The organism is Lacinutrix chionoecetis, from assembly GCF_053604665.1.
Genome location: NZ_JBSHNQ010000080.1, coordinates 1 through 23,033, shown reverse-complemented (window position 1 = coordinate 23,033; position 23,033 = coordinate 1). Strand labels below are relative to the sequence as shown.

The 23,033-nt window shown below is 34.2% G+C and carries 21 protein-coding genes; 18 read left to right on the top strand and 3 right to left on the bottom strand.

Annotation, left to right across the window (positions count from 1 at the left end; all coding sequences use genetic code 11):
* The first annotated feature begins 16 nt into the window (after positions 1 to 16).
* The 17 genes from ACVC43_RS07505 to tsaB all read left to right on the top strand — a co-directional run bounded on the left by ACVC43_RS07505 (position 17) and on the right by tsaB (position 15,992).
* A complete protein-coding gene (locus ACVC43_RS07505; RefSeq protein ID WP_452223885.1) occupies positions 17 to 739 on the top strand; it encodes an energy transducer TonB in 723 nt (240 codons plus the stop codon).
* A gap of 117 nt (positions 740 to 856) precedes the next feature.
* Positions 857 to 1,654 carry an energy transducer TonB gene (locus tag ACVC43_RS07500; RefSeq protein WP_452223884.1) on the top strand — a complete coding sequence of 266 codons (798 nt, stop codon included), beginning with the start codon at positions 857 to 859 and terminating at the stop codon, positions 1,652 to 1,654.
* A 123-nt stretch (positions 1,655 to 1,777) separates the two neighbouring features.
* The gene (locus ACVC43_RS07495; RefSeq protein ID WP_452223883.1) at positions 1,778 to 3,880 is read left to right on the top strand and encodes a gliding motility protein RemB; all 2,103 of its coding nucleotides are present in this window, start codon (positions 1,778 to 1,780) and stop codon (positions 3,878 to 3,880) included.
* Positions 3,881 to 3,952: 72 nt separating this feature from the next.
* Positions 3,953 to 4,843, top strand: coding sequence for a heme o synthase (gene cyoE, locus ACVC43_RS07490; RefSeq protein ID WP_452223882.1), 891 nt, complete (start codon positions 3,953 to 3,955; stop codon positions 4,841 to 4,843).
* A gap of 2 nt (positions 4,844 to 4,845) precedes the next feature.
* Positions 4,846 to 5,427, top strand: a complete 582-nt coding sequence (locus ACVC43_RS07485; protein ID WP_452223881.1) for a cytochrome c oxidase subunit 3 — start codon at positions 4,846 to 4,848, stop codon at positions 5,425 to 5,427.
* A 140-nt stretch (positions 5,428 to 5,567) separates the two neighbouring features.
* A complete protein-coding gene (locus ACVC43_RS07480; RefSeq protein ID WP_452223880.1) occupies positions 5,568 to 6,566 on the top strand; it encodes a cytochrome c oxidase subunit 3 in 999 nt (332 codons plus the stop codon).
* A 54-nt stretch (positions 6,567 to 6,620) separates the two neighbouring features.
* Entirely contained in the window at positions 6,621 to 7,001 is a 381-nt protein-coding gene (locus tag ACVC43_RS07475) for a cytochrome C oxidase subunit IV family protein (protein ID WP_452223879.1), read from the top strand.
* An 87-nt stretch (positions 7,002 to 7,088) separates the two neighbouring features.
* The gene (locus ACVC43_RS07470; protein ID WP_452223878.1) at positions 7,089 to 7,823 is read left to right on the top strand and encodes a hypothetical protein; all 735 of its coding nucleotides are present in this window, start codon (positions 7,089 to 7,091) and stop codon (positions 7,821 to 7,823) included.
* A complete protein-coding gene (locus tag ACVC43_RS07465; protein ID WP_452223877.1) occupies positions 7,810 to 8,553 on the top strand; it encodes an SCO family protein in 744 nt (247 codons plus the stop codon). The genes ACVC43_RS07470 and ACVC43_RS07465 overlap by 14 nt, the downstream gene beginning before the upstream one ends.
* Before the next feature lie 58 nt (positions 8,554 to 8,611).
* Positions 8,612 to 9,160, top strand: coding sequence for a DUF420 domain-containing protein (locus ACVC43_RS07460; RefSeq protein WP_452223876.1), 549 nt, complete (start codon positions 8,612 to 8,614; stop codon positions 9,158 to 9,160).
* Between the two features lie 89 nt (positions 9,161 to 9,249).
* The gene (locus tag ACVC43_RS07455; protein WP_452223875.1) at positions 9,250 to 9,471 is read left to right on the top strand and encodes a hypothetical protein; all 222 of its coding nucleotides are present in this window, start codon (positions 9,250 to 9,252) and stop codon (positions 9,469 to 9,471) included.
* Between the two features lie 107 nt (positions 9,472 to 9,578).
* A complete protein-coding gene (locus tag ACVC43_RS07450; protein ID WP_452223874.1) occupies positions 9,579 to 10,280 on the top strand; it encodes an ABC transporter ATP-binding protein in 702 nt (233 codons plus the stop codon).
* The gene (locus ACVC43_RS07445) at positions 10,273 to 11,502 is read left to right on the top strand and encodes an ABC transporter permease (RefSeq protein WP_452223873.1); all 1,230 of its coding nucleotides are present in this window, start codon (positions 10,273 to 10,275) and stop codon (positions 11,500 to 11,502) included. Before ACVC43_RS07450 ends, ACVC43_RS07445 begins: the two co-directional genes overlap by 8 nt.
* 2 nt (positions 11,503 to 11,504) lie before the next feature.
* Positions 11,505 to 12,746, top strand: coding sequence for an ABC transporter permease (locus ACVC43_RS07440; RefSeq protein ID WP_452223872.1), 1,242 nt, complete (start codon positions 11,505 to 11,507; stop codon positions 12,744 to 12,746).
* 71 nt (positions 12,747 to 12,817) lie between these two features.
* A complete protein-coding gene (locus ACVC43_RS07435; RefSeq protein WP_452223871.1) occupies positions 12,818 to 13,930 on the top strand; it encodes an efflux RND transporter periplasmic adaptor subunit in 1,113 nt (370 codons plus the stop codon).
* Positions 13,917 to 15,308, top strand: coding sequence for a TolC family protein (locus tag ACVC43_RS07430; protein ID WP_452223870.1), 1,392 nt, complete (start codon positions 13,917 to 13,919; stop codon positions 15,306 to 15,308). The genes ACVC43_RS07435 and ACVC43_RS07430 overlap by 14 nt, the downstream gene beginning before the upstream one ends.
* A gap of 6 nt (positions 15,309 to 15,314) precedes the next feature.
* Entirely contained in the window at positions 15,315 to 15,992 is a 678-nt protein-coding gene (gene tsaB, locus ACVC43_RS07425) for a tRNA (adenosine(37)-N6)-threonylcarbamoyltransferase complex dimerization subunit type 1 TsaB (protein ID WP_452223869.1), read from the top strand.
* Position 15,993: 1 nt separating this feature from the next.
* Here tsaB and ACVC43_RS07420 read toward each other — a convergent pair whose 3' ends face one another.
* The 3 genes from ACVC43_RS07420 to ACVC43_RS07410 are packed head-to-tail and all read right to left on the bottom strand — an operon-like array spanning position 15,994 to position 19,230.
* Positions 15,994 to 16,806: a mechanosensitive ion channel family protein gene (locus ACVC43_RS07420; protein WP_452223868.1), complete on the bottom strand. Its 813-nt coding sequence runs from the start codon at positions 16,804 to 16,806 to the stop codon at positions 15,994 to 15,996.
* A 7-nt stretch (positions 16,807 to 16,813) separates the two neighbouring features.
* Positions 16,814 to 17,173: a DUF1304 domain-containing protein gene (locus tag ACVC43_RS07415; RefSeq protein WP_452223867.1), complete on the bottom strand. Its 360-nt coding sequence runs from the start codon at positions 17,171 to 17,173 to the stop codon at positions 16,814 to 16,816.
* A gap of 17 nt (positions 17,174 to 17,190) precedes the next feature.
* Positions 17,191 to 19,230 carry a thioredoxin domain-containing protein gene (locus tag ACVC43_RS07410; protein WP_452223866.1) on the bottom strand — a complete coding sequence of 680 codons (2,040 nt, stop codon included), beginning with the start codon at positions 19,228 to 19,230 and terminating at the stop codon, positions 17,191 to 17,193.
* A 300-nt stretch (positions 19,231 to 19,530) separates the two neighbouring features.
* Here ACVC43_RS07410 and ACVC43_RS07405 point away from each other — a divergent pair.
* Positions 19,531 to 23,033, top strand: a 3,503-nt coding sequence (locus ACVC43_RS07405; RefSeq protein ID WP_452223865.1) for a choice-of-anchor L domain-containing protein, incomplete at its 3' end; no start/stop codon positions are given.

The following is a 23,033-nucleotide window of genomic DNA, read 5'->3' as shown; positions in this document are numbered from 1 at the left end:
ATAAACAAATTAATTTATGGAAACTAAAAAAAATCCTAAAGCAAATGTAGGCAGAAACAGTTCTCTGTTTTTTGCAGTTGGTATGTTGTTAATGTTAGGTTTAACTTACACTGCTATCAACTACAAAACCTACGATGAAAGAGTTGTAGACAATAGGAGCATTGATGTGGACGAAGAATTGGAAGAAGAAGTTCCAATTACAAATCAGGCACCACCACCTCCACCACCACCTCCGCCACCACCACCAGCACCAGAAGTTATTGATGTTGTTGAAGATGAAGCGGAAATTGAGGAAACAGTTATAGAATCTACAGAAACAACTCAAGAAGAAGAAATTGTTGAGATTGAAGAAGTAGAAGTAGAAGAGGTTGAGGAAGATGTTGAGGTATCTTTTGCTGTTATAGAAAGTGTACCTGTTTATCCTGGTTGCGAAAGTGGAAACAACGACCAGAAGAGAAAATGTATGTCGGACAAGATCAATAAATTAGTAGCTAAAAAATTCGATTTAGATTTAGGCCAGGAATTAGGTTTAAGTGGTAAGCAAAGAATTTACGCACGTTTTACAATTGATAAAGCTGGAAACATTGTTAATGTTAAAACACGTGGTCCTCATCCAGGATTAGAGAAAGAAGCAAGACGAGTTGTTGGTTTAATACCAAAAATGAAGCCTGGTAAACAAAGAGGAAAGCCTGTAAAAGTAACTTTCGATTTACCAATAACATTTAACGTACAAGACTAATTAGATAGTTTTAAATACATAAATTAAAAACCCGATACAAATTTTGTATCGGGTTTTTTGGTTTTGGTATGCTTATTGTGATTTTGACATAATATTAACATGTAAACTTTAATAATTATGAACAATTCAAAGAAAAGTCACGATTTCGTTCGTCAAAACGAGAAAAACGTGCAAAAATCACAAAAGCACGATGCAAATTTACAAAAAAACTCAACACTGTACTTTCAGGTTGGTTTAATTATATGTTTGCTATTTAGCTATGGTGCATTAGAGATGTCTTTTGCAACCTCTAAAGATTACGTTTACTCCACACCTGTAGACGATAATGAAATTTATGAAATTGACATCGAAAATTTTGAAATTGAAAAAAAGGTTGAGAAAAAACAAAAACAGCAAACAACACAGCCTAAGCCAAAAAATCCAGACTTAAAAATCGTGGACGACAAAACAAAAATTGAAAAAGCAGTTGATGATATTGTTAAGGTAGTTGTGCCAGACGATAAAAAACCTGTTCTTAAAACAGATGATAAAAGCCTAATAATTGAAGAACCATCAGAGCCTGTAAACATTATGGCTGTACAGAAAGTACCAATTTATCCAGGTTGTGAGAGCGAAACAAACAACGATGGAAGAAGAAAGTGCCTTTCAGATAAATTAACCCGACTAATACAGAAAAAATTTGATAGAGACTTACCTTCAGAGTTAGGTTTAACAGGAAGACAAAACATTTATGTGTCCTTCAAAATCAATAAACTTGGTGAAATTGAGATTATAGATACTAAAGCTAATCATAAAGATTTAGCTAAAGAGGCTAACCGAGTGGTTGGTAAAATACCAACAATGCAACCTGGTAAAAACAATGATAAGCCAGTAGAGGTATCGTACTTACTGCCAATAAAATTTAATATTCAGTAAATACTATTTTTTAATAGCTAAAAACCGTTATTACCTAAAGTAATAGCGGTTTTTATTTTATACAACCAACCCGAAAAAATTAAAAAATACTATCTTTCGCCGAAATTAAATGGTTATAGACCTATGAAGTATTACCTATTTATCATTGTACTTTGCTTTCAAACTTTTGCATTTGCCCAAGATGTTTCAGAAAAACCTCCGGTTTTCGATTCGTGTAAAGAAGCAGTTCAGGCTACTATTCAAAAATGTTTTGATGATAAAGTTTTCAATCTGCTTTTCGAAAATTTTAAAATACCAGAGAAAGTAATCAATGAAAGTTACAAGGGAGATATTGTTATTCTTTTTGAAGTCGATAAGGAAGGTGTTTTTAGAACCATGTATGTAGATGCTTTATATGCCGAATTAAAAACCGAAGCCACTCGTGTTATTAGCGAGTTCCCAAAGGTGGAGCCAGCAACGTATAATGGTAATCCCACTTTTAAGCAATACTCAATAAAACTTAAAATTCCGCTGGTCGATCAAACTGTTTCTACGCAAGATTTAGCGCTTCAGAAGGAAAAAGAACAAGAGTTAAACGCTTTAGAAATTGAAGCTAAAAAGGAATTAGATAGAGTTAAAGAAAATTATAAAACATACGATAACAGCGAATATTCCAGCCAGTTAAACATTCCGTTTTCACATGAAAATTATGCGCAGTTCGATCGTGCAACCAACTTAATTGGAACCAACAGCCATACAGCATCTAAGCCTTTTTTATATGAGGACGTTTCAGCTTATCACGATTTTAAAGCAGAAAATGAAGCCTTAAAAAAAGAAACGCAAACTTGGGCAGGAAGAAAATTATGGAACGAGCATTTGGTACAATTGCAAGGCAAAGATTATTGGTTTACTATCGACCCTATTTTCGATTTACAGGCAGGTAAAGACACAGACGCCGACTTTAATACTACATTTAACAACACAAGAGGTGTTTACATTCAAGGCGGATTAGGTAAGAAATTTAATTTTTCGGCTTCGGTGTATGAGAATCAAGGCAGGTTTGCACAGTACTTTAATAATTATGCAGAAAGTATAAAACCGTCAGACGGTCCTGCAATCATTCCAGGTCGTGGTATTGCCAAACGTTTTAAAGACGATGCTTACGATTATCCTGTGGCAGAAGCTTATTTATCTTACACACCAGCAAAATTTATAAATGTACAATTTGGGCATGGTAAAAATTTTATTGGTGATGGCTATCGCTCGTTATTACAGAGTGATGTGGCCAGTCCATATCCTTATTTAAAACTAAACACAAAGTTTTGGAAAATAAAATACACCAATACTTACACCTGGTTAAAAGACGTGAGACCAGAAGTAACAAAAGATGGTGCTTTTTTAACTAAGTATATTGCCAACCATTATTTAAGTTGGAATGTAAACAAACGCTTAAATTTGGGGATTTTCGAATCTGTAATATGGGCAAATACAAACGATAGAGGTTTCGATATTAATTATTTAAATCCAATTATTTTTTATCGTGCTATCGAGTTTGAAACAGGACAGGATGCTGGAAATGCTATTGTTGGTGCCTCAGCCAAATATAAGTTTAGCGACAATGTTAATATGTACTCCCAATTTATATTAGATGAGTTTTCTTTAAACGACGTTAAAGGCGGAGATGGCAGTTGGAAAAACAAATTCGGGCTGCAATTGGGTGCAAAATACTATAATGCGTTTAAGGTTAACAATCTCATGCTTCAGGCAGAATATAATGCGGTAAGACCATATACCTATTCGCATAATACAATTATATTAAATTACGCACATAACAACCAGCCTATGGCACACCTCTGGGGAGCAAATTTTAGAGAATTGGTATTAATAGGCCGTTACAGATATAAGCGTTGGTTTGGCGAGGCCAAACTTATTACTGGTGTTCGTGGTTTCGATTTTAATAATGCTACAGATGCTTTTAACTATGGAGGCGATATTTTTAGAGATGAAGTAGATAGACCTTTCGACACTGGAGTAAAAATTGGACAAGGCAATAAAACCAATACCATTAATGCGAGCATTCAAGGTGGCTATTTAATAAATCCAGCTTCTAATTTAAAAGTATTTGCCAATATTAGCTACCGTAATTTTAATCCTGAAGCCGAAACGATGACGGTTTTAAACAACAGTACAGTGTGGTTTAATTTTGGGATTAGAACCGACTTATTTAATTGGTATTTTGATTTGTAGAATAGACTTTACAACGTATCTTTGCATCAAATTTTTAAACCCTTAAACGGCGTTCGAAAACAAAGCAATACTTTGAGTACTACAACTACAACAGTAAAACAGTCTTTAATTTCAGATTTTAAAGAAATCACGAAAATGCGTTTAGCTATAAGCGTCGTGTTTTCTTCGGTTGCTGGTTATTTGTTGGGTGTAGAAACTATTGACTTTACTACGTTATTTTTATTGGCAATTGGTGGCTATTTTATGGTTGGTGCCTCTAACGCTTACAACCAGATTATAGAAAAAGATTTAGATGCCTTAATGGACAGAACAAAAAACCGTCCTATTCCAGCAGGTCGCATGACTGTACAATCGGCGTTTATTATTGCTACCGTTTTTACGGTTTTAGGTATTGCCATTCTGTATTATATAAATCCGCAAACAGCAATGTTTGGCGCTATTTCCATCTTTTTATATACGTGTGCATACACACCGTTAAAAACAAAAACACCTTTAGCTGTATTTGTTGGTGCTATTCCTGGAGCCATTCCGTTTATGTTAGGTTGGGTAGCAGCTACCGACGACTTTGGTATTGAGCCTGGAACATTATTCGCATTGCAGTTTTTTTGGCAATTTCCACACTTTTGGGCTATTGGCTGGTTTTTATACAACGATTATAAAAAAGGAGGCTTTTTTATGCTACCAACAGGTAAACAAGACAAAGGCACCGCAGTACAAACTATAATGTACACCATTTGGACGGTACTTATTTCTATTGTACCAGTTTTTGGAATTACAGGACGTTTAAAATTGTCTGTTATTGCCGCAACTGTTGTTTTTGGTTTAGGCATGTTTATGTTGTATTACGCCATTCAACTGTTTAAAAAAATGACAGAAAAAGCCGCCAAGCAACTCATGCTGGCAAGCGTCTCTTATATTACATTAGTGCAAATTATTTACGTTGTAGATAAATTTATTAGATAATTATGGATTTAACCCAAGGAACCTTAACAGAAAAGAACGAACGAGCCAAAAAGATGATGCTTTGGTTTGGGCTAATTTCTTTATTTATGTCGTTTGCAGGTTTAACCAGTGCAGTGATTATTAGCCGTACAAGACCAGACTGGTCTAAGGAGTTAGAGTTACCACAGGTTTTTTTAATAAGTGTTTTTGTAATTTTAGCAAGTAGCATTGCGTATATTATAGCACAACGCGCCTTAAAAAAAGGCAACAGACAAGTAACAACAGTATGCTTACTTATAACTTTTGGTTTAGGTTTGGTGTTTATTTTTCTGCAGTTTCAAGGATTTAGTGCACTTATAAATTCGGGATATTATTTAACAGGTGAAACTAGTGACCCTAAGGCATCATTCATATTTTTAATCGCTTTTGTGCACTTATTACACGTAGCTGTAGGTTTAATTTGTTTGTTAGTTGTAATTTATAATCATTTTAAACAAAAGTATACGGCAGACAATATGTTAGGTGTTGAACTGGCAGGCACATTCTGGCATTTTATTGATATACTGTGGATTTTCTTGTATTTGCTACTCTATTTTGTAGGATAGATTTTTATAAGAAAAAAAGAGACAAAAAAAGGAATTCGCCAATCAGATAAAACAAGGCTTAAAAATTACACTTTAACATTTCTTTAGAAGAAGAAAATGATTATTTTTGTGCCATATTTAAAATTAACGAACTCAACTATATGAATACTACAGTTGCAACTACTGGAACAGAAGGTAAAATTTGGGGAGGAGGAAATGAACCTCTAAAAGCAAGTTACGGTAAAATGATGATGTGGTTTTTTATCGTTTCAGATGCCTTAACATTTTCAGGATTTTTAGCTGCTTACGGTTTTTCAAGATTTAAATTTATAGATTCTTGGCCAATAGCAGACGAGGTCTTTACTCACGTACCGTTTTTTCATGGTAACTATCCAATGATTTATGTTGCGTTCATGACGTTTATTCTTATCATGTCGTCTGTAACTATGGTATTAGCCGTAGATGCTGGACACCATATGAATCAGAAAAAAGTAACCTGGTACATGTTTTTAACAGTAATAGGTGGTTTAATTTTCGTTGGTTCGCAAGCTTGGGAATGGAACACTTTTATTAAAGGAGAATATGGAGCAGTACAAACCAAAGGTGGTAATATTTTACAATTTGGAGAGTATGTTACAGAGGACGGAGAGCAAAAATTTAAGCGTGTTGCTATTGCAGATTTCGCAAAATCAATTACAGATGTTAGAACACAGCATTTAGATAAAACTGGTCTTTGGTATGAATCTGAAGGGACGCTTCCGGAATATACAGTAGATGAGGTTTACTCTGGTTTACAGGCAAATTCTAATGTATTGGTTAGAACGCAAATAATTAACGAGCATGGTGAAAAAACTATACTATCTCGCGACGAATCTTTAAAACAATTAAAAGATAACGGACAATTAGTAGTACATGGTGCTAATTTAAAAGTTAACGAATATGGATCGCCATTATTCGCAGACTTCTTTTTCTTTATTACAGGTTTCCACGGTTTCCACGTATTTTCTGGAGTTGTAATAAATATTATAATTTTCTTTAATGTCATTTTAGGAACTTACGAAAGACGTAAAAACTATGAGATGGTAGAAAAGGTAGGGTTGTACTGGCACTTTGTAGATTTAGTTTGGGTATTTGTATTCACATTTTTCTACTTGGTATAATAAAAATTTGTATTTCATTTTCTTGAACAAGAAAATTTAAATAAAGCATATAAAATGGCACACGAACATAAATTAGAAATCTTTAGAGGATTATGGAAGTTTAAGTCTAACACTCAAAAAATTTGGGGCGTTTTAGCATTTTTAACTTTTGTTACTGCAATAGAAGTAGTTTTAGGTATCTACAAACCAGAAATATTAATGGGTCAGGTTTTAGGAATGAAAGGTCTTAACTGGATCTTCATAATCTTAACACTGGTTAAAGCTTACTACATTACTTGGGATTTTATGCACATGCGAGATGAAACAAAAGCATTGAGACGTATGGTGGTATGGACAGCTGTTTTTTTAATTTGTTACTTAATTTTTATCCTCTTACAAGAAGGAGGTTATATAGAAAGTGTTTATACTAACGGATTTGTTAAAAAAGATTTTTAGCAATTTTGAAAGTTAAAAGATAGTAAAAGGTGGTTTTTTTAAACCACCTTTTTTATTTTTGCAAAACTAATTTAATTGTAGTAATTCATGAGCAAAAAGCCTATTTCAAAGTATCTTATTTTAGGAGTGCTGTTTTTCCTTCCTGTTGCTTTTTTACTCATGCTATATCCTTCAACAAACAATTATAATATCCTGGATATTGTAAAGGAAGAAGTGCTGGATATCTCTAACTTATCTTCGGTTAAAACGTCGGATGTGTTGTTAAAAGACCACATAACAGTTTTAGGCTTTTTAGGAAATAATCCAGAATCGAAAATTCTAGAAGCTTCCAATTTAAAAGAACTTGTTTATAACAAATTTAAAGGCTTTAAAAAGTTTCAAATTGTAATGCTGGTTTCAGAAGATGCTCATGCAGAAACGAAACGGTTAATTCAAGAATTAAATAGATATAGCGAACATAAATACTGGCATTTTGTCTATGCCAGTGAGAACGATATTAACAAACTATTTAATAGTTTAAGAACGAGCTTAACCTTAGATACTACTAATGCAACAAGTAGTGTATTTGTAATTGATAAGGAACTAAACCAACGCGGAAGATTAGACAACAGAAGTAAAAAAGAAATAGAAAAAGGAGAAAAAGTAATCCCTTTAACAGCGTACAACGCTTTAGAAGTCTCCATAATTAAAAACAAACTTGCTGCAGAAGATATGCGTGTGCTTTTAGAAGAATATAGAAAATCTGGAAGAAATAAAATCGATTCATCTAACAGGCGTGCACAAGACCTTAATCCTGATAAAGAAACAGATGAAAAAGAATAACTACTCATACATAGGTATCGCCTTTATTATTTTAGTTTTCGGAATTATTTTTATTCCAAAAATTGTAAACAGAATAAAAAATAACGATATCACCCGAAACGACAGAATGAGTGTTGGACAAGATAACAACACCGAAGGAGAGGACAAGTTAGCCTTTATAGAAATCAATGGAACTCCTAAACGCGTTCCAGAATTTAGTTTTACAAATCAGGATGGAGAAACCATAACCCAAAACGATTACAAAGGCAAAGTATTTGTAGTGGAGTTCTTTTTTACAACATGTCCAACCATTTGTCCAAGAATGAATAGAAACTTGGTAGACGTGCAAAATACGTTTAAAGATAAAGCTAATTTTGGTATTGCCTCTTTTTCTATTACTCCAGAATTAGATACACCAGAAGTTTTAAAGGCCTATGCCGATAATTACGGCATTACAAACCCTAGTTGGAATTTGCTTACAGGTAAAGAAGACGAAATTTACAATTTAGCAAATGTAGGATTCAACATATTTGTGGGCAAAGTAGAAGACGACGATATTGGCTTTGAGCACTCCGGAGATTTTGCCTTAATAGATAAAAACGGATTTATTCGTTCACGATTAGACGCTTTCGGTAATCCAAAAATATTTTATAAAGGTATTATTAGCGAGCAGGAAAAAATGGATGAAGATGGTAATGAACAGGAAATTACTATGCTTAAGGAAGACATTAAAAAGTTATTAGAAGAATAGAAAATACAACAACTATATTCGAGCGATTTTTAAATAATATAAAGGGTATTAAATACTTATGAATGCTATAGAAAACATACAAAACGAAAAAAAATATAATAAGTGGATTGTTATTCTATCCATTGTAATTCCTTTAGCAGTAGCTGCTTTATTTGGTATTAAACTTAAAGATTTTGGGCTGGATGTAGAACCGCTTACATTTCTGCCTCCTATTTATGCTTCAATAAATGGATTAACAGCCATTGTACTCATTATTGCAGTGTCGGCAATACGAAGAGGAAATAGAAAATTACACGAGAAGCTTATGAAATTTGCTATTTCGTTATCCGTTTTATTCCTGTTAATGTATATCGCTTATCACATGACCAGCGATTCTACAAAGTATGGAGGAGAAGGAGCAATAGCTTATTTATATTATTTTATTTTAATTACACATATCATATTATCTATTGCTGTTATTCCATTCGTGTTAATAACTTACGTAAGAGCCATTTCTAATAATTTTGAAAGACATAAGAAAATAGCGCGTATTACATTTCCGTTATGGCTATACGTTGCTGTAACTGGAGTTGTCGTTTATTTAATGATTTCACCTTATTATCTTTAGCCAAAATATATTGTCACTTCCAGTGATTTTAAGGTGTGATTTTTAAATTAGTGAAGTAGAATTGTAGCGAGAAGTAATCCCATTATAATATGAAAACAAAAATTTTCTTTTTTCTTTTTTCACTCCTCTTTTTTCTTAAGAGTAACGCACAGTGTGCCATGTGTAGAGCTGTTTTAGAAAGCGAAGAAGGCATGGGAACAGCTAAAAGTATAAACGATGGTATTATATACCTTATGGCTATACCTTACGTATTGGTTTTTGGCATTGGTTTTACTATTTATTGGAAGTATTTTAGAAAGAAGAAAACCTAATACAGGGAGTTTTAACATTTTATTAGCAAAATTACTGTAACAAAAAAGGTCCTTTGCAGTCTAATGGATATGATGTAGTTAACATCAGCCAAAAAAAACCAGCCATTATGCTCAAAATAAATAAGCTACACAAGTCTTATCCTATTGGAGATTCTAGTTTACATGTATTAAAAGGTATTGATCTTTCTGTAGAAAGCGGAGAGATGGTAGCTATTATGGGATCTTCAGGATCTGGAAAATCTACCTTACTTAATATTATTGGGATGTTAGACGAGGCAGATGAAGGAGAATATATCCTGGACAATGTGCCTATTAAAAATCTTACCGAGAAAAAAGCAGCCATTTACAGAAATAAATTTTTAGGTTTTATTTTTCAATCGTTTAACTTAATAAATTATAAGAACGCTTTAGATAATGTGGCTTTGCCATTGTATTATCAAGGTTTAAAACGTAAAGAAAGGATAGAAAAAGGCTTATTTCACTTAGAGAAAGTAGGTTTAAAGGCATGGGCACACCATTTACCAAATGAACTTTCTGGAGGACAAAAACAGCGTGTAGCTATCGCAAGGGCGTTAGCGGCAAATCCAAAATTATTATTGGCAGATGAGCCAACAGGAGCTCTAGACACTAAAACGTCCTACGAGATTATGGATTTTATTCAATCGCTTAACGATGAAGGTAAAACCATTTTAATGGTAACACACGAAGAAGATATTGCAAACATGTGTAAGCGAATTGTGCGCTTGGTGGATGGTGTAATAATGGAAGATACATTTGTAGAACAAGTAAGAGCCTCGCAATATGTTTGATAGAGATCTCTGGAGAGAAATTTTTCAAAGTATAAACATGAATAAAACCAGAACGTTATTGTCTGGTTTTACAGTAACATTCGCTATTCTCTTGTTTGCTTTACTTTTCGGAATTACAAATGGTTTAATAAACACCTTTGATTCGGCTTTTGTCGACGATGCAAAAAATTCCATCTTTATAAATTCCGGAATGACTTCTAAAGCAAGTAACGGGTTACAGGCTGGACGACAAATTCAATTTGAAAATAGCGATCAAAAATGGATTGAAGAAGAATATGGTGATAAAGTACAATATATAACTTCACGTATTTATCTTAATGTTACAGCAACGTTTAGAACCGAAAAAAGCAGTTATAGTGTACGTGCTGTTAATCCAGACCATCAATATTTAGAAAATACTAAAGTAAATTATGGTCGGTACATAAACGAATCTGATATTAAAAACAAAACCAAGGTTGTTGTTATTGGTCGTTTGGTTGAGGAGGATTTGTTTAAAAAAACCACAGCCATAGGAAAATACTTAAATCTTAATGGTATTCAATACAAAGTTGTAGGTACGTTTGTAGACGATGGTGGCGATAATGAAGAGCGCTTAATCTACATGCCAGTAAGTACTGCACAACAAATTTATGGTAATAACGACCATATCGACCAAATTAACTTAACCTATAATCCCGAAATGAATTTCGATGCTGCCATTGGCTTTAGTAATATGCTTACTAAAAAGCTTAAAGACAGGTTTCAAGTGTCTCAAAACGATCAGCGTGCCATTCGAGTTCGAAATTTAGCAAATGAATCTAAGGCTGTAGATCAAATGACATTTGTACTTAGTATTTTGGTGTTAATTATTGGATTTGGAACCTTAATCGCTGGTATAGTAGGGATAAGTAATATCATGATATTTATTGTAAAAGAGCGAACCAAGGAAATTGGTATTAGAAAAGCACTTGGTGCCGAACCAAAATCTATTGTATCACTAATATTATTAGAATCTATACTTATTACCATAATCGCAGGATTTGTTGGTTTGTTTCTGGGCATGGGAATATTAGAATTGGTTGGGCCAAGTTTAGAAAAATACTTTATTAAAGACCCTTACGTAAGTTTAAATCTGGTTATTGGAGCAACAATAACACTGATTGTAGCAGGTGGACTTGCAGGTTATTTACCAGCAAAAAAAGCATCGAGAATAAAACCTATTGTAGCACTAAGAAACGATTAATTATGCGATTTTTATTAGAAAGAGATACGTGGCAAGAGGTTTTCGATAGTTTAAGTAAAAATGTACTTAGAACTATACTAACAATGGTTGGTGTTTGGTGGGGCATTTTGCTGCTTATTGGTTTGTTAGGCTCTGCTCGAGGGATAGAGAATTCATTTAACAGACTCTTTGGTAGCTTCGCTACAAATAGTGTTTTTGTTTGGGCACAAGCCACAAGTATGCCGTTTAAAGGATTTCAGGAAGGCAGACAAGTCCAGCTAAAAATTAGCGATGCCAAAAAGATAGAAGAAAATGTAGATGGTATAGAATTTGTAGTGCCAAGAAACCAAAGTCAAGCACTGGTGGTTCATAATTTTTTATCAGGAAACTTTGGTGTTAATGGCGATTATCCTTTACTGGATCAAGTTCAAAAAAAGAAAATGATTCGTGGACGTTTTATCAATCAAACAGATATCGACGAAAATAGAAAAGTTATTGTTATTTCTGAAGAAATCTATAAACAACTCTTCGATAAAGATGCCGAAATGATTGGTGAATACGTGCAACTTAATGGTATGAATTTTAAGGTTGTTGGCATGTTTGAAACAGGAAATGCAAATATGGGACCATCAAGCGATATCCATATACCATTTACCACATTTCAGCAAATCTATAATATGGGCGAAAATATAGGCTGGATGATGATTACAGGCAAACCAGAATACGATATTTCGCAAATTGAAGCCGATGCTAAACTTATTTTAAGAAACTTAAATAAAGTGCATCCAGAAGATAATCGTGCCTTTGGTAGTTTTAACTTAGGAAAAGAGTTTGCGAAAATTACGGGCTTTTTAACAGGTATGCAATTTTTAACCTGGTTTGTAGGTATTGCAACACTAATTGCAGGTGTGTTTGCCATTGGTAACATTTTGCTAATTACAGTAAGAGAAAGAACAAAAGAAATTGGTGTACGTCGTGCACTTGGTGCCACACCATTCGAGATTAAAAGACAGGTTATTTTAGAGGCCGTATTTATTACACTTATTGCAGGTTTACTTGGTATTATAAGTGGTGGGACACTATTAATTGTTGTTGATAAAATGTTTGGACAAGGCGATGAAGCGGTTTTAGTTAATGCATCGGTTTCTATCTCAGTTGTATTTATAGCATTAATAATATTAATAGTTTTAGGCACCTTAATAGGATTAATTCCTGCATTTAAAGCCACAAGTGTTAAACCAATAGATGCCTTACGAGAAGAATAATCATCAATCAAAATAAAATAGAAAAAGAAAGCGTACCGCTTTCAAACCAACAAAAGTAAATTAAACTAAAAATGAAAAAAGCATTAAAAATTATTGTAGGATTAGGATTGCTTATAGCACTTATAATAGTGTTGAAGTATTTTAAAGACTCTAATTCAAAATCTGTAGAAGATTTTAAAACCGCTCAGCCGTTTTACACATCAATCAATACTAAAACGGTCGCTACAGGAAAATTAAATCCTGAAGAAGAAATTGAATTAAAACCACAAATCGCAGGAATTATAGACGAAATTCTTGTAGAAGAAGGAGATATTGTTAAAAAAGGAGACCTAATCGCTAAAATTAGAGTAGTCCCAAACGAGCAAAGTTTAGTTGGTGCAAGTGGTCAAATTTCTTCAGCTAAAATAGGATACAATAATTCTAAAACAATTTACGATAGAAATAAAGCATTGTTCGATAAAGGTGTGATTTCAAGACAAGATTTCGAAAACAGTCAATTAGCTTTAAATCAGGCACAGGAGTCTTTAAACCAGGCACAAAATAATTACCAGATTATTAAAAGAGGCTCGCTTTCTGGAGGAGGTTCTGCCAATACAAGTATTACGGCTCAAATTCCTGGAACTGTTTTAGAAATCCCTGTACGTGAAGGAGATCAGGTAATTGAGAGTAACAGCTTTAATGCAGGAACAACCATTGCTACCATTGCAGACATGAGTAAAATGATTTTTGAAGGAAAGGTAGATGAAGCCGAAGTTGGAAAATTAGAAGAAGGGAAAGAAATAAAAGTTATTCTTGGCGCCATTGGAGAAAAAGAATTTCCAGCAAAACTAACCTTTGTTGCGCCTAAAGGAAACGAAGAGAATGGTGCAGTACAATTTACCATTAAAGCAGATGTGACGGTAGACTCTTCAACAAAAATTAGAGCTGGTTATAGCGCTAATGCCGAAATTGAAATGGAAGCAAAAGACAGCGTAATGGTTATTAAAGAATCTTTACTGCAGTTTAATAGAATTACAGAGAAGCCTTTTGTAGAAATTGAAAAGGAAGCTGGAAAATTTGAAAAAGTAAACGTGGAATTAGGATTGTCTGATGGGATTAACGTAGAAATTACCGATGGCGTTAAAGAAGGCGATAAAATCAAGGTTTGGAATAAGGCCTCTAAAGAAGATAATGATGAAGAATAGAAATACAATTTTATCTATAATAACCCTATGTATTTGTGCATTTGCATTTGCACAAGAAAAACAATGGTCGCTTAAAGAAAGCGTTGACTATGCTTTAGAAAACAATATTACTGTTAGACAAACCGCTATTGATAAGGCAATTGCAGAACAGGATTTAGAGTCTGCTAAAGGAAATTTTTTACCTACGGTAAATGCCAATGCTTCTCAAAACTGGAATTTTGGTTCTTTTATAGATCAAAATGGTGGTCGAATTTCAATAGACTCAAGAGGTAATAGTTTCTCGCTAAATACAGGTGTGACCTTGTTTAATGGCTTTAGAAATATGAATCTTAAAAAACAGGCAGAATTGGGTGTAGAAGCAAGTCAAATTCAATTAGAAATATTAGAAGATAATATTTCACTTAATATTGTAAACGCTTATTTAAATATACTCTTTAATAAGGAATCTCTAAAATTAGCCGAAGATCAAGTTTCAATAAGTCAGAAAAGTTTAGATCAGGTACAAGAGCTGGTAGACGCTGGGGCAAGAGCAAGAGCCGATTTGTTAGTGTCTAAATCGCAAGTGGCTGCAGATCAAGAACGTTTGGTAAATGCTCAAAATAGTGTAGATTTATCGTTATTAAGTTTAGCGCAAATATTACAAATTCCTTCAGAAGGTTTTGAAATTCAGGATGTAGATATCGATTTAACCGAGGCGGTTTTAGTATATAAATCCACCAACGAAATTTTATCTTATGCCATTGAGAACAGACCAGAAATAAAAGGCGCTCAACTTAATATAGACAATGCCGAATTAAATTATCAAATAGCTAAAAGTGCTTATTATCCAACGTTATCCTTTGGTGCAGGCGCAAGCACATCGTACCAACACTTGCAAGGTCAGGATGATGTGAGACAGATAGTAACAGGTTTCGATCCTATGACGGGATTACCTATAACGGAGTTTCAAAAAAACGGATTTAAAGAGCAAATTGAAAACAACTTAGGTTACAACGTTGGTTTTAATTTAAGCATTCCTATTTTTAATGGTTTTAGAACCGACGCTAATGTTAGACGCTCGCAATTAAGTAAAGAACGTATTACTTTGGCTCTAGATGAACAAATTCAAACCCTGAGAGCGAATGTAGAGCAAGCTTTTGCAGATGCTAAAGCATCTTTAATTCAATACGAGGCCTCTAAACTATCTCTTGAATCTCAGGAATTAGCTTTTCAAAACGAACAAGACAAATACGACTTAGGCGTTAGTACCTCCTTTCAGTTAGAGCAGGTTCGAAACAGATTAATTAATGCGCAATCTTCCTTTTTAAATGCAAAATATAACTATGTATTTAAAACGAAAGTATTAGATTTTTATCTTGATAAACCAATAACAGAATAGAAAAATTTGGCTTTAATTTTAAGCATAGAAACAGCAACTACAAATTGCTCGGTCTCATTATCTAAAGATGGTGAGACCTTGCTGTTAAAGGAAGATTATAACAATAATTATTCTCATGCAGAGCGTTTACACGTTTTTATAGATCAAGTGCTTCGCGAAGCTAATATTGAGCGTTCGCAACTAAATGCTATTGCTGTAAGTAAAGGTCCAGGTTCTTACACAGGCTTACGTATAGGCGTTTCGGCGGCCAAAGGGTTGTGCTATGCATTAGATATACCGTTAATCTCCATTTCAACTTTAGAAGCCTTGGCGCACCAAGTACAAACTCAAAGTGGTGTCATTATACCTATGCTTGATGCAAGACGTATGGAAGTGTATTCGGCTATTTTCTCTTCAAATTTAAAAATAGAAAGAAAAATAGAAGCTCAAATTTTAGATGAAACTTCATTTGCTAAAGAATTAAGCAACGGAAACGTTTACTTTATAGGTAATGGTGTCGAAAAAACCGAATCGATTATCTCTCATGACAATGCGGTTTTTATAAAAGATAAATTACCTTCGGCACAAGAAATGAGTGCTCTAGCTTATGCTAAATACAAAAAAAACGACACCGAAGATGTCGCTTATTTTGAACCTTATTATTTAAAAGATTTTGTCGCTTTAAAGCCTAAATCAAAAAAATAGTTTAGCCTTGTTTTTGTATCTCGACAGCATGTGGATAAGGAATTTCAATTCCTGCAGCATCCAACGCTTCTTTTGTTTCCTCAATCATATAAAAATTAATTGGCCAGTAATCGTCTTTGTTTACCCAAACTCTTGTAAAGAAATTTATAGAACTATCTGCTAATTCATTAACATGTACGGCAGGAGCAGGTTCTTTTAAAATTAATTCGTTAGCGTTTATAACGCTCATAATAACCTCCTTGGTTGTTTTAATATCAGAATCGTAACCAACTCCAAAAGTGACATCCACACGACGCGTAGGTTCGGTAGAGAAATTGGTAATGTTTCCGTTAGAAAGGCTTCCGTTTGGTAAAATTATTTCTTTATTATCCGGAGTTGTTAATTTAGTAGTAAAAATTTCAATCTCCTTGACTGTGCCACTTTCACCCTGCGCTTTTATAAAATCGCCAACCTTAAATGGTTTAAAAATCATAATTAATACACCTCCAGCGAAATTGGCTAACGAGCCCTGTAAAGCTAAACCAATTGCTAAGCCAGCGGCAGCAATTACAGCAGCAAGAGAAGTGGTCTCAATTCCCACAGTGCCTAATACAATTACAATAAGAACAATCTTTAAAACCCAGCCAATAAGGTTTATTAAAAACTTTTTAAGGCTAATGTCATAATTAGCTTTATCCATTGTTTTACCAATACCTTTTCTTATATATTTAATAATAAAAGCACCTATTATCCATATAATAATCGCGAGCAAAATTTTTGGTGCGTAATCTATAGTTAATTGATATCCTTTATCAATCCATTTTTGTAATTCCATAATTTGTTTATTGTAATATAATTAATAGAAGCACGCACAAAATAGCTGGAACAGCCTGTATGTAGAACAATTTAATCTTTCCAGTAGAATATGCGCCATATATGCCTGCAAAAATAATACATGTAAGAAAGAATAGCAGTGTATTTAAGTTTTTTATAACTATTGAAAATATTAAACCTGCAGCCAAAAACCCATTATATAAACCTTGGTTTGCAGCAAGAACTTTGGTTGCTTCTGCAAAAGCCTTGTCTTTAATGCCAAACGCTTTTATGGTTTTTGGTCTTGTCCATAAAAACATTTCAAGTATTAAAAAATAGACATGTAATAAAGCTATAAAAATAACAAAGAGCGTAATAAGTATATTCATAAATCACTTCATTTAAATTAATTGTTTTTTATTTGGTTTATAGCCTTTTCAACCTCGTTAACAGGTAATTTACAGGTGTTATTAACGCATACGTAAATTAGTGTTTCGTTTTCAACATATCGGTTTTTAAGTATTGGCAATTCACTTTCGTTTTTGCTGCCAACAATTATTTTATTAGGAATATAATAATTGTTTAACGCTTTTAGTTTGGTTTTGTATTCGCTACCTACGATAGCTATTTCGTAAAATGGTTTTGTGTAATTCAACATTAAATCTAACCAATTGGAATAACCAGAACTATACTCTTTAATTTCCGGACTAACATTATTAAGCATTGTAGTTGCCGTTTTTAGATAATAATTATTATCGTAATAATGCGATAATTTAAATAGATTTTTAGCCATAACCGAATTGCTTGCAGGAATCACATTATCGCGATACTCGATGGTTTTAGAAACTAATTTTTTATCTTTATTAGAAGTAAAGTAAAACATCTTATTTGTGTTATTAAAGAAGGCATCAAAGCAGTAGTCGGTTAAGGCTTTAGCATTGTTTAACCACTTTTTGTCTAAAGTGTTTTCATAAAGTGCAACAAAAGCATCAATAACTGTTGCATAATCTTCTAAAAATCCATTTATGCTGGGTTTACCGTCTTTATAGTTATGGTATAAACTACCATCCTCTTTTAATTGATTATCTAAAATGAACTGACCGTTTTTAATAGCAATATCTAAATAATGCTCGTCTTCTAAAACACGATAGGCATCAACATAACCTTTTAACATTAAAGCATTCCATGACGTTAGAATTTTGTCGTCCAATCGAGGACGTTCTCTTTTTGCCCTTTCTTTAAGTAAGAGTTTTTGCCAGTGCTTTTTTTTATGTTGTAACGTTTCAAGAGTAATATTTTCGGTTTTAATGAAATCAGCATCGGTTCCATTTCTAATTAAAACATAATTTTTATGCTCCCAAAAACCATAATTATTGACATTGTAGTATATAGAAAACAGATTGAAATCAACTTTTAAAATAGATTTTAATTCAGCTTTAGTCCAAACATAAAATGCGCCTTCTTCAAGTTCGCCCGAAGGTGTTAAACTGTCCGCATCAAGTGAAGAGTAAAAGGCGCCAGATTTGTTATAAAGTTCTCTTTCAACAAATTCTAAAGTTTCTAGTACGACCTCTTTGTAAAGTTCATTTTTGGTTAATAAATAAGCGTCTGCATATAAACTAGTTAATTGTCCGTTATCATAAAGCATTTTTTCAAAATGAGGGATATGCCACTTATCATCTACCGAGTAGCGAGAAAATCCACCTCCAACTTGATCATTAATGCCGCCAAATGCCATGTTTTTTAGAGTGTTGTTCACAAAAGTTGCAATGTTCTCTTTTTTATTTTGAAAGGCATATCGCATTAAAAAATGGTAGTTGTTTGGCATCATGAATTTAGGCGCTCTACCCATTCCGCCTCTTCTGCTATCAAAGTATTTTGACCAATTGTCTACAGCTTCATCAACAAAAGAATTCTCAAATTCGGGAGTTTTAGTATTTAAAGAAACAACATCCATTGCCTGCATGCCACGTTCTAATTTAGAGGCATATTCTTCAAGTTTATCAGGATTACTTTCATATAACTCTGCAATTTGTTTTAAAGCATTAATCCACTGATTTTTTTTAAAATAAGTGCCACCCCAAACAGGACGTCCATCTGGAAGGGTAACCACATTCATTGGCCATCCACCACTACCAGTCATAAGCTGCACGGCATTCATGTACACTTGATCAATATCCGGACGCTCCTCTCTATCAACTTTAATATTAATAAATTTATCATTCATTATTTTAGCTACTTCTTCATCTTCAAAACTCTCGTGCTCCATAACATGACACCAATGGCAAGCAGCGTAACCGACGCTAATAATTATAAGTTTGTTGCTGGCTTTTGCAAATTCTAAAGTTTTACTATTCCATGCTTCCCAGTTAACAGGATTATGCGCATGTTGTAATAAATATGGACTGGTTTCTTTAATTAAATTGTTTGTGTATTTATGAGTCACTGTATCTTTTTTTTGTGCGTTACAATATGAAATTAGTAATATTAATAGAAGACTTAAATATTTCATAACGCTTTTTAGGATGCAACTAAATATAGAAATTTTACGCATTTTATCAATTTAAAAGGTAGGAATATTAATCTGAAGATTGTTATATGTATATAACAATTAAGTCATATTTAACTAAGTCGAATAGATTAAAGTACAGTTTTCAAGGTTATAACGCCTTGATATTACTGAAAATTTTGAAAAATTTTGAGTATTATTGTACATTACATCAATAAGAAAATAAATCCCTCTATAATGAAGAATTTTACGCTAATCTTAATTTTATTCTTTTCAGCATCATTATCATTTGCACAAGATGTTTTAATGCAAAACGGAACAGTTAACCAATGTTCAGGTGTTTTATACGATTCTGGTGGAGCTGCGGCTAACTATGCCAACGACGAGAATTTTGTACTTACGTTATGTCCGGATGGTCCAGATCAATTTGTACAATTGGATTTCACATCATTTAGTACACAAATAGGGTTAGATATTCTTACAATATACGATGGACCAGATACGGCATCTCCGGTAATTGGTTCATATTCTGGAGGAGGCGTTGTAAATAACCCCGGAAATGTTGGAGCTTCTACTACGAGTGTTACAGGTTGTGTAACTTTAGAGTTTGTAAGTGATTCTGCAGCTAATACATTAGGGTGGATAGCAAATATTTCATGTTTAGAATCTTGTCAAACAATTACACCATCTATAGACTCAACAAATCCGGTAGCAGATGGTACAGGAGTAGTCCAAATACCAGTTGGAGGTACTGTGGATTTTACAGGGAGTGGGGTTTTTTCAGATGATGGTACAGGTGCTACTTACACATGGAATTATGGAGATGGTAGTGGTATTGAAACAGGTCAAACTGTAAGTCATCAATTCAACTCAATAGGGACATTTACAACTACATTTACAATTACAGATGCCAATCCAACAGGATGCTCAGAGTCGGTAACAATCACTGTAGAGGTTTTAAGCCCGTACATTGATGTAGATATTACGACTTACACAAATCAAGAATTAGTAACAGATGTTTTAATAGACAGCCCGTGTGCTGCAGTATCCAATATAATCTCCAGTTCTGGAGAGAATTTTGGTGTGGCCACAGGTATTGGAGCATTTACTGCTATTCCTGGAGCGTTTGCATTTGAGGCTGGTATTGTTTTATCTTCAGGTAGCGCTGTAGCTGCCGAAGGTCCAGAATCTGGAAACCAAAGTAATGGTGGTGGTGGTTGGCCAGGAGATGCAGATTTAGAAGCACAACTGGCTGGTGTTAACACAAATAATGCTTCTTTTCTTCAGTTCGATTTTGTGCCTATAGCCAACACAATAAGTTTTGATTTTATTTTTGCATCTGAAGAATATGGAACCTTTCAATGCGGTTTTACTGATGCTTTTGCGTTTTTGCTAACAGATCAGGTAACAGGTGTAACAACAAATTTAGCATTAGTTCCCGGAACTACAGATGTCGTTTCTGTTTTTACAGTTAGAGATAATATGTGGAATGGTGGTTGTCCATCGGTAAACCCTCAGTTTTTTGATGCCTATTATGGAGCAGGTGGTTTACCAGCAGCCAATAACCCTACAAATTTTTTAGGTTACACTAAACCAATGACAGCGTTTTCAAACGTTACTCCTAATAATCCTTACACCATCAAATTGGTTATTGCAGACGCACTGGATACTGCATACGATGCAGCAGTATTTTTAGGAGCTGGATCATTTAACTTAGGAGGAGAATTAGGTGACGATATTACTATAAGCGCAGGAACAGCAGATTGTCAAGGTACAGCGGTAACCTTAGACACAGAGCTGCCAACCGCTACACATACTTGGTATTTTGAAGGAAATGTAATTACAGGAGAAACAGGTTCAACCATAGATGTTACTCAGCAAGGTAACTACTCTGTAGATATTGTTTATTCTGCTACTTGCTTGGCTTCAGATTCTATTTATATAGAATTTATCCCAGGTCCAACGGTTGAGGCTGTTAATAATTTAGTTGAATGTAACGATGGAAATGGAGCGGTAATTTTTGATTTAACTGAAAATGAAGCGCCAGCGATAGGAGCACAAGATCCTACTATGACTGTTGTGAGTTTTCATAATTCTCAAGCGGATGCTGATGCAGATATAAATCCTATTACAAATCCAGCGACCTATGCAGGAACAGATGGAGAAACAATTTATATTAGAGTAGATGAAACTCAATCTGGATTATGTTATTCAACTGATGTGTTTTTACTACAATATTTAAACATTACCATTAATCCAGCTCCAGATATGGAGGTTTGCGACGATCTTTCAAATGATGGAACAGAACTTTTCGATTTAACAACTCAAGATGCAGCTGTTTTAGGAACTCAATTTCCAGCCGAATTTATTGTCACGTATCATAACTCTATTTCAGATGCAGATATGGGACTTAATCAATTAACAAGTCCGTATACTGGTACTAACGGAGAGATAATCTATGTTAGAATTGAAAGTGTATCAAGTAGTGTTTGCTATATTTCTTCACAAAATGATGCCGAAGGATTTTTACTTATCGTCAATCCAATAGCAGACGCAGTACAGCCAATGAATATCGAAGTTTGTGATGATGCCTCTAACGATGGTTTCGAAATATTCGATTTAACTTCATTAGAGCCAGTAATTTTAAATGGTCAGGATCCTACACTATATACAGTTAGTTATTACGAATTGCAAACAGATGTTGCGACATCTACTAATGCTATACCAAATCCTGCTACCTATACAAATACTACAACTCCAACACAAACCATATATGTAAGAGTAGATGATAATTCTAATCCTACATGTTATGGGGAAACTAGTTTTAGCATCACAGTTAATCCTGTTGATGATTCAACTTTTACAATGCAACCCACTTGCGATGGAGGTACTGTAGACACTGTTGTAACACCAGGAGGAACGTTTGTTTTAAACCCAACACCAACTGATGGAGCAATTATCGATTCTGCTACAGGAACAATTACAAATGGTACTTCTGGGACGTCTTATACAGTAGATTATACGTCTAACGGAATTTGTCCATCTACAAGTTCTTTTACAGTGACAGTGGACATAACAAACGATCCATCCTTCACCATGACTGCTACCTGCGATGGTGGAACAATAGCTACAGAAGCAACTCCAGGCGGAGTTTATAGTTTTAATCCTGCGCCAACAGACGCAGCAACTATTGATCCCGTTACAGGAACAGTAACCAATGCAACATCTGCTACGATTTATACTGTAGAATATAACCTTGGAGGTAATTGTCCATCATCATCAACAGTAACTTTAACGGTTTTAACAACAGACGATCCTACCTTCACCTACACACCAACCTGCGACGGAGCCGTTGTAGATACCGTAGCAACACCAGGTGGAACCTTTTCATTTAATACAGCACCAACAGATGCTGCAACTATAGACCCAGCAACAGGAACGATTACAGGAGGAACTCCAGAAGCAACCTATACTGTAGATTATTTAACTAGTGGCACCTGTCCGGCAACAAGCACGGTAACAGTAACTGCATACCCACTTCCAACCCTAATAACCCCCACACCATTAGAAGTTTGCGACGACGGCACACCAGACGGTTTTACAGCCATCGATTTAACGATAAAAAACAACGAAATAACAGGTAGCAATCCAGCCTATAGCGTTACGTATTACCTCAATCAGGCAGATGCAGACGCTCAGGCCAACCCATTACCAAATACCTACACTAATATAAGCAACCC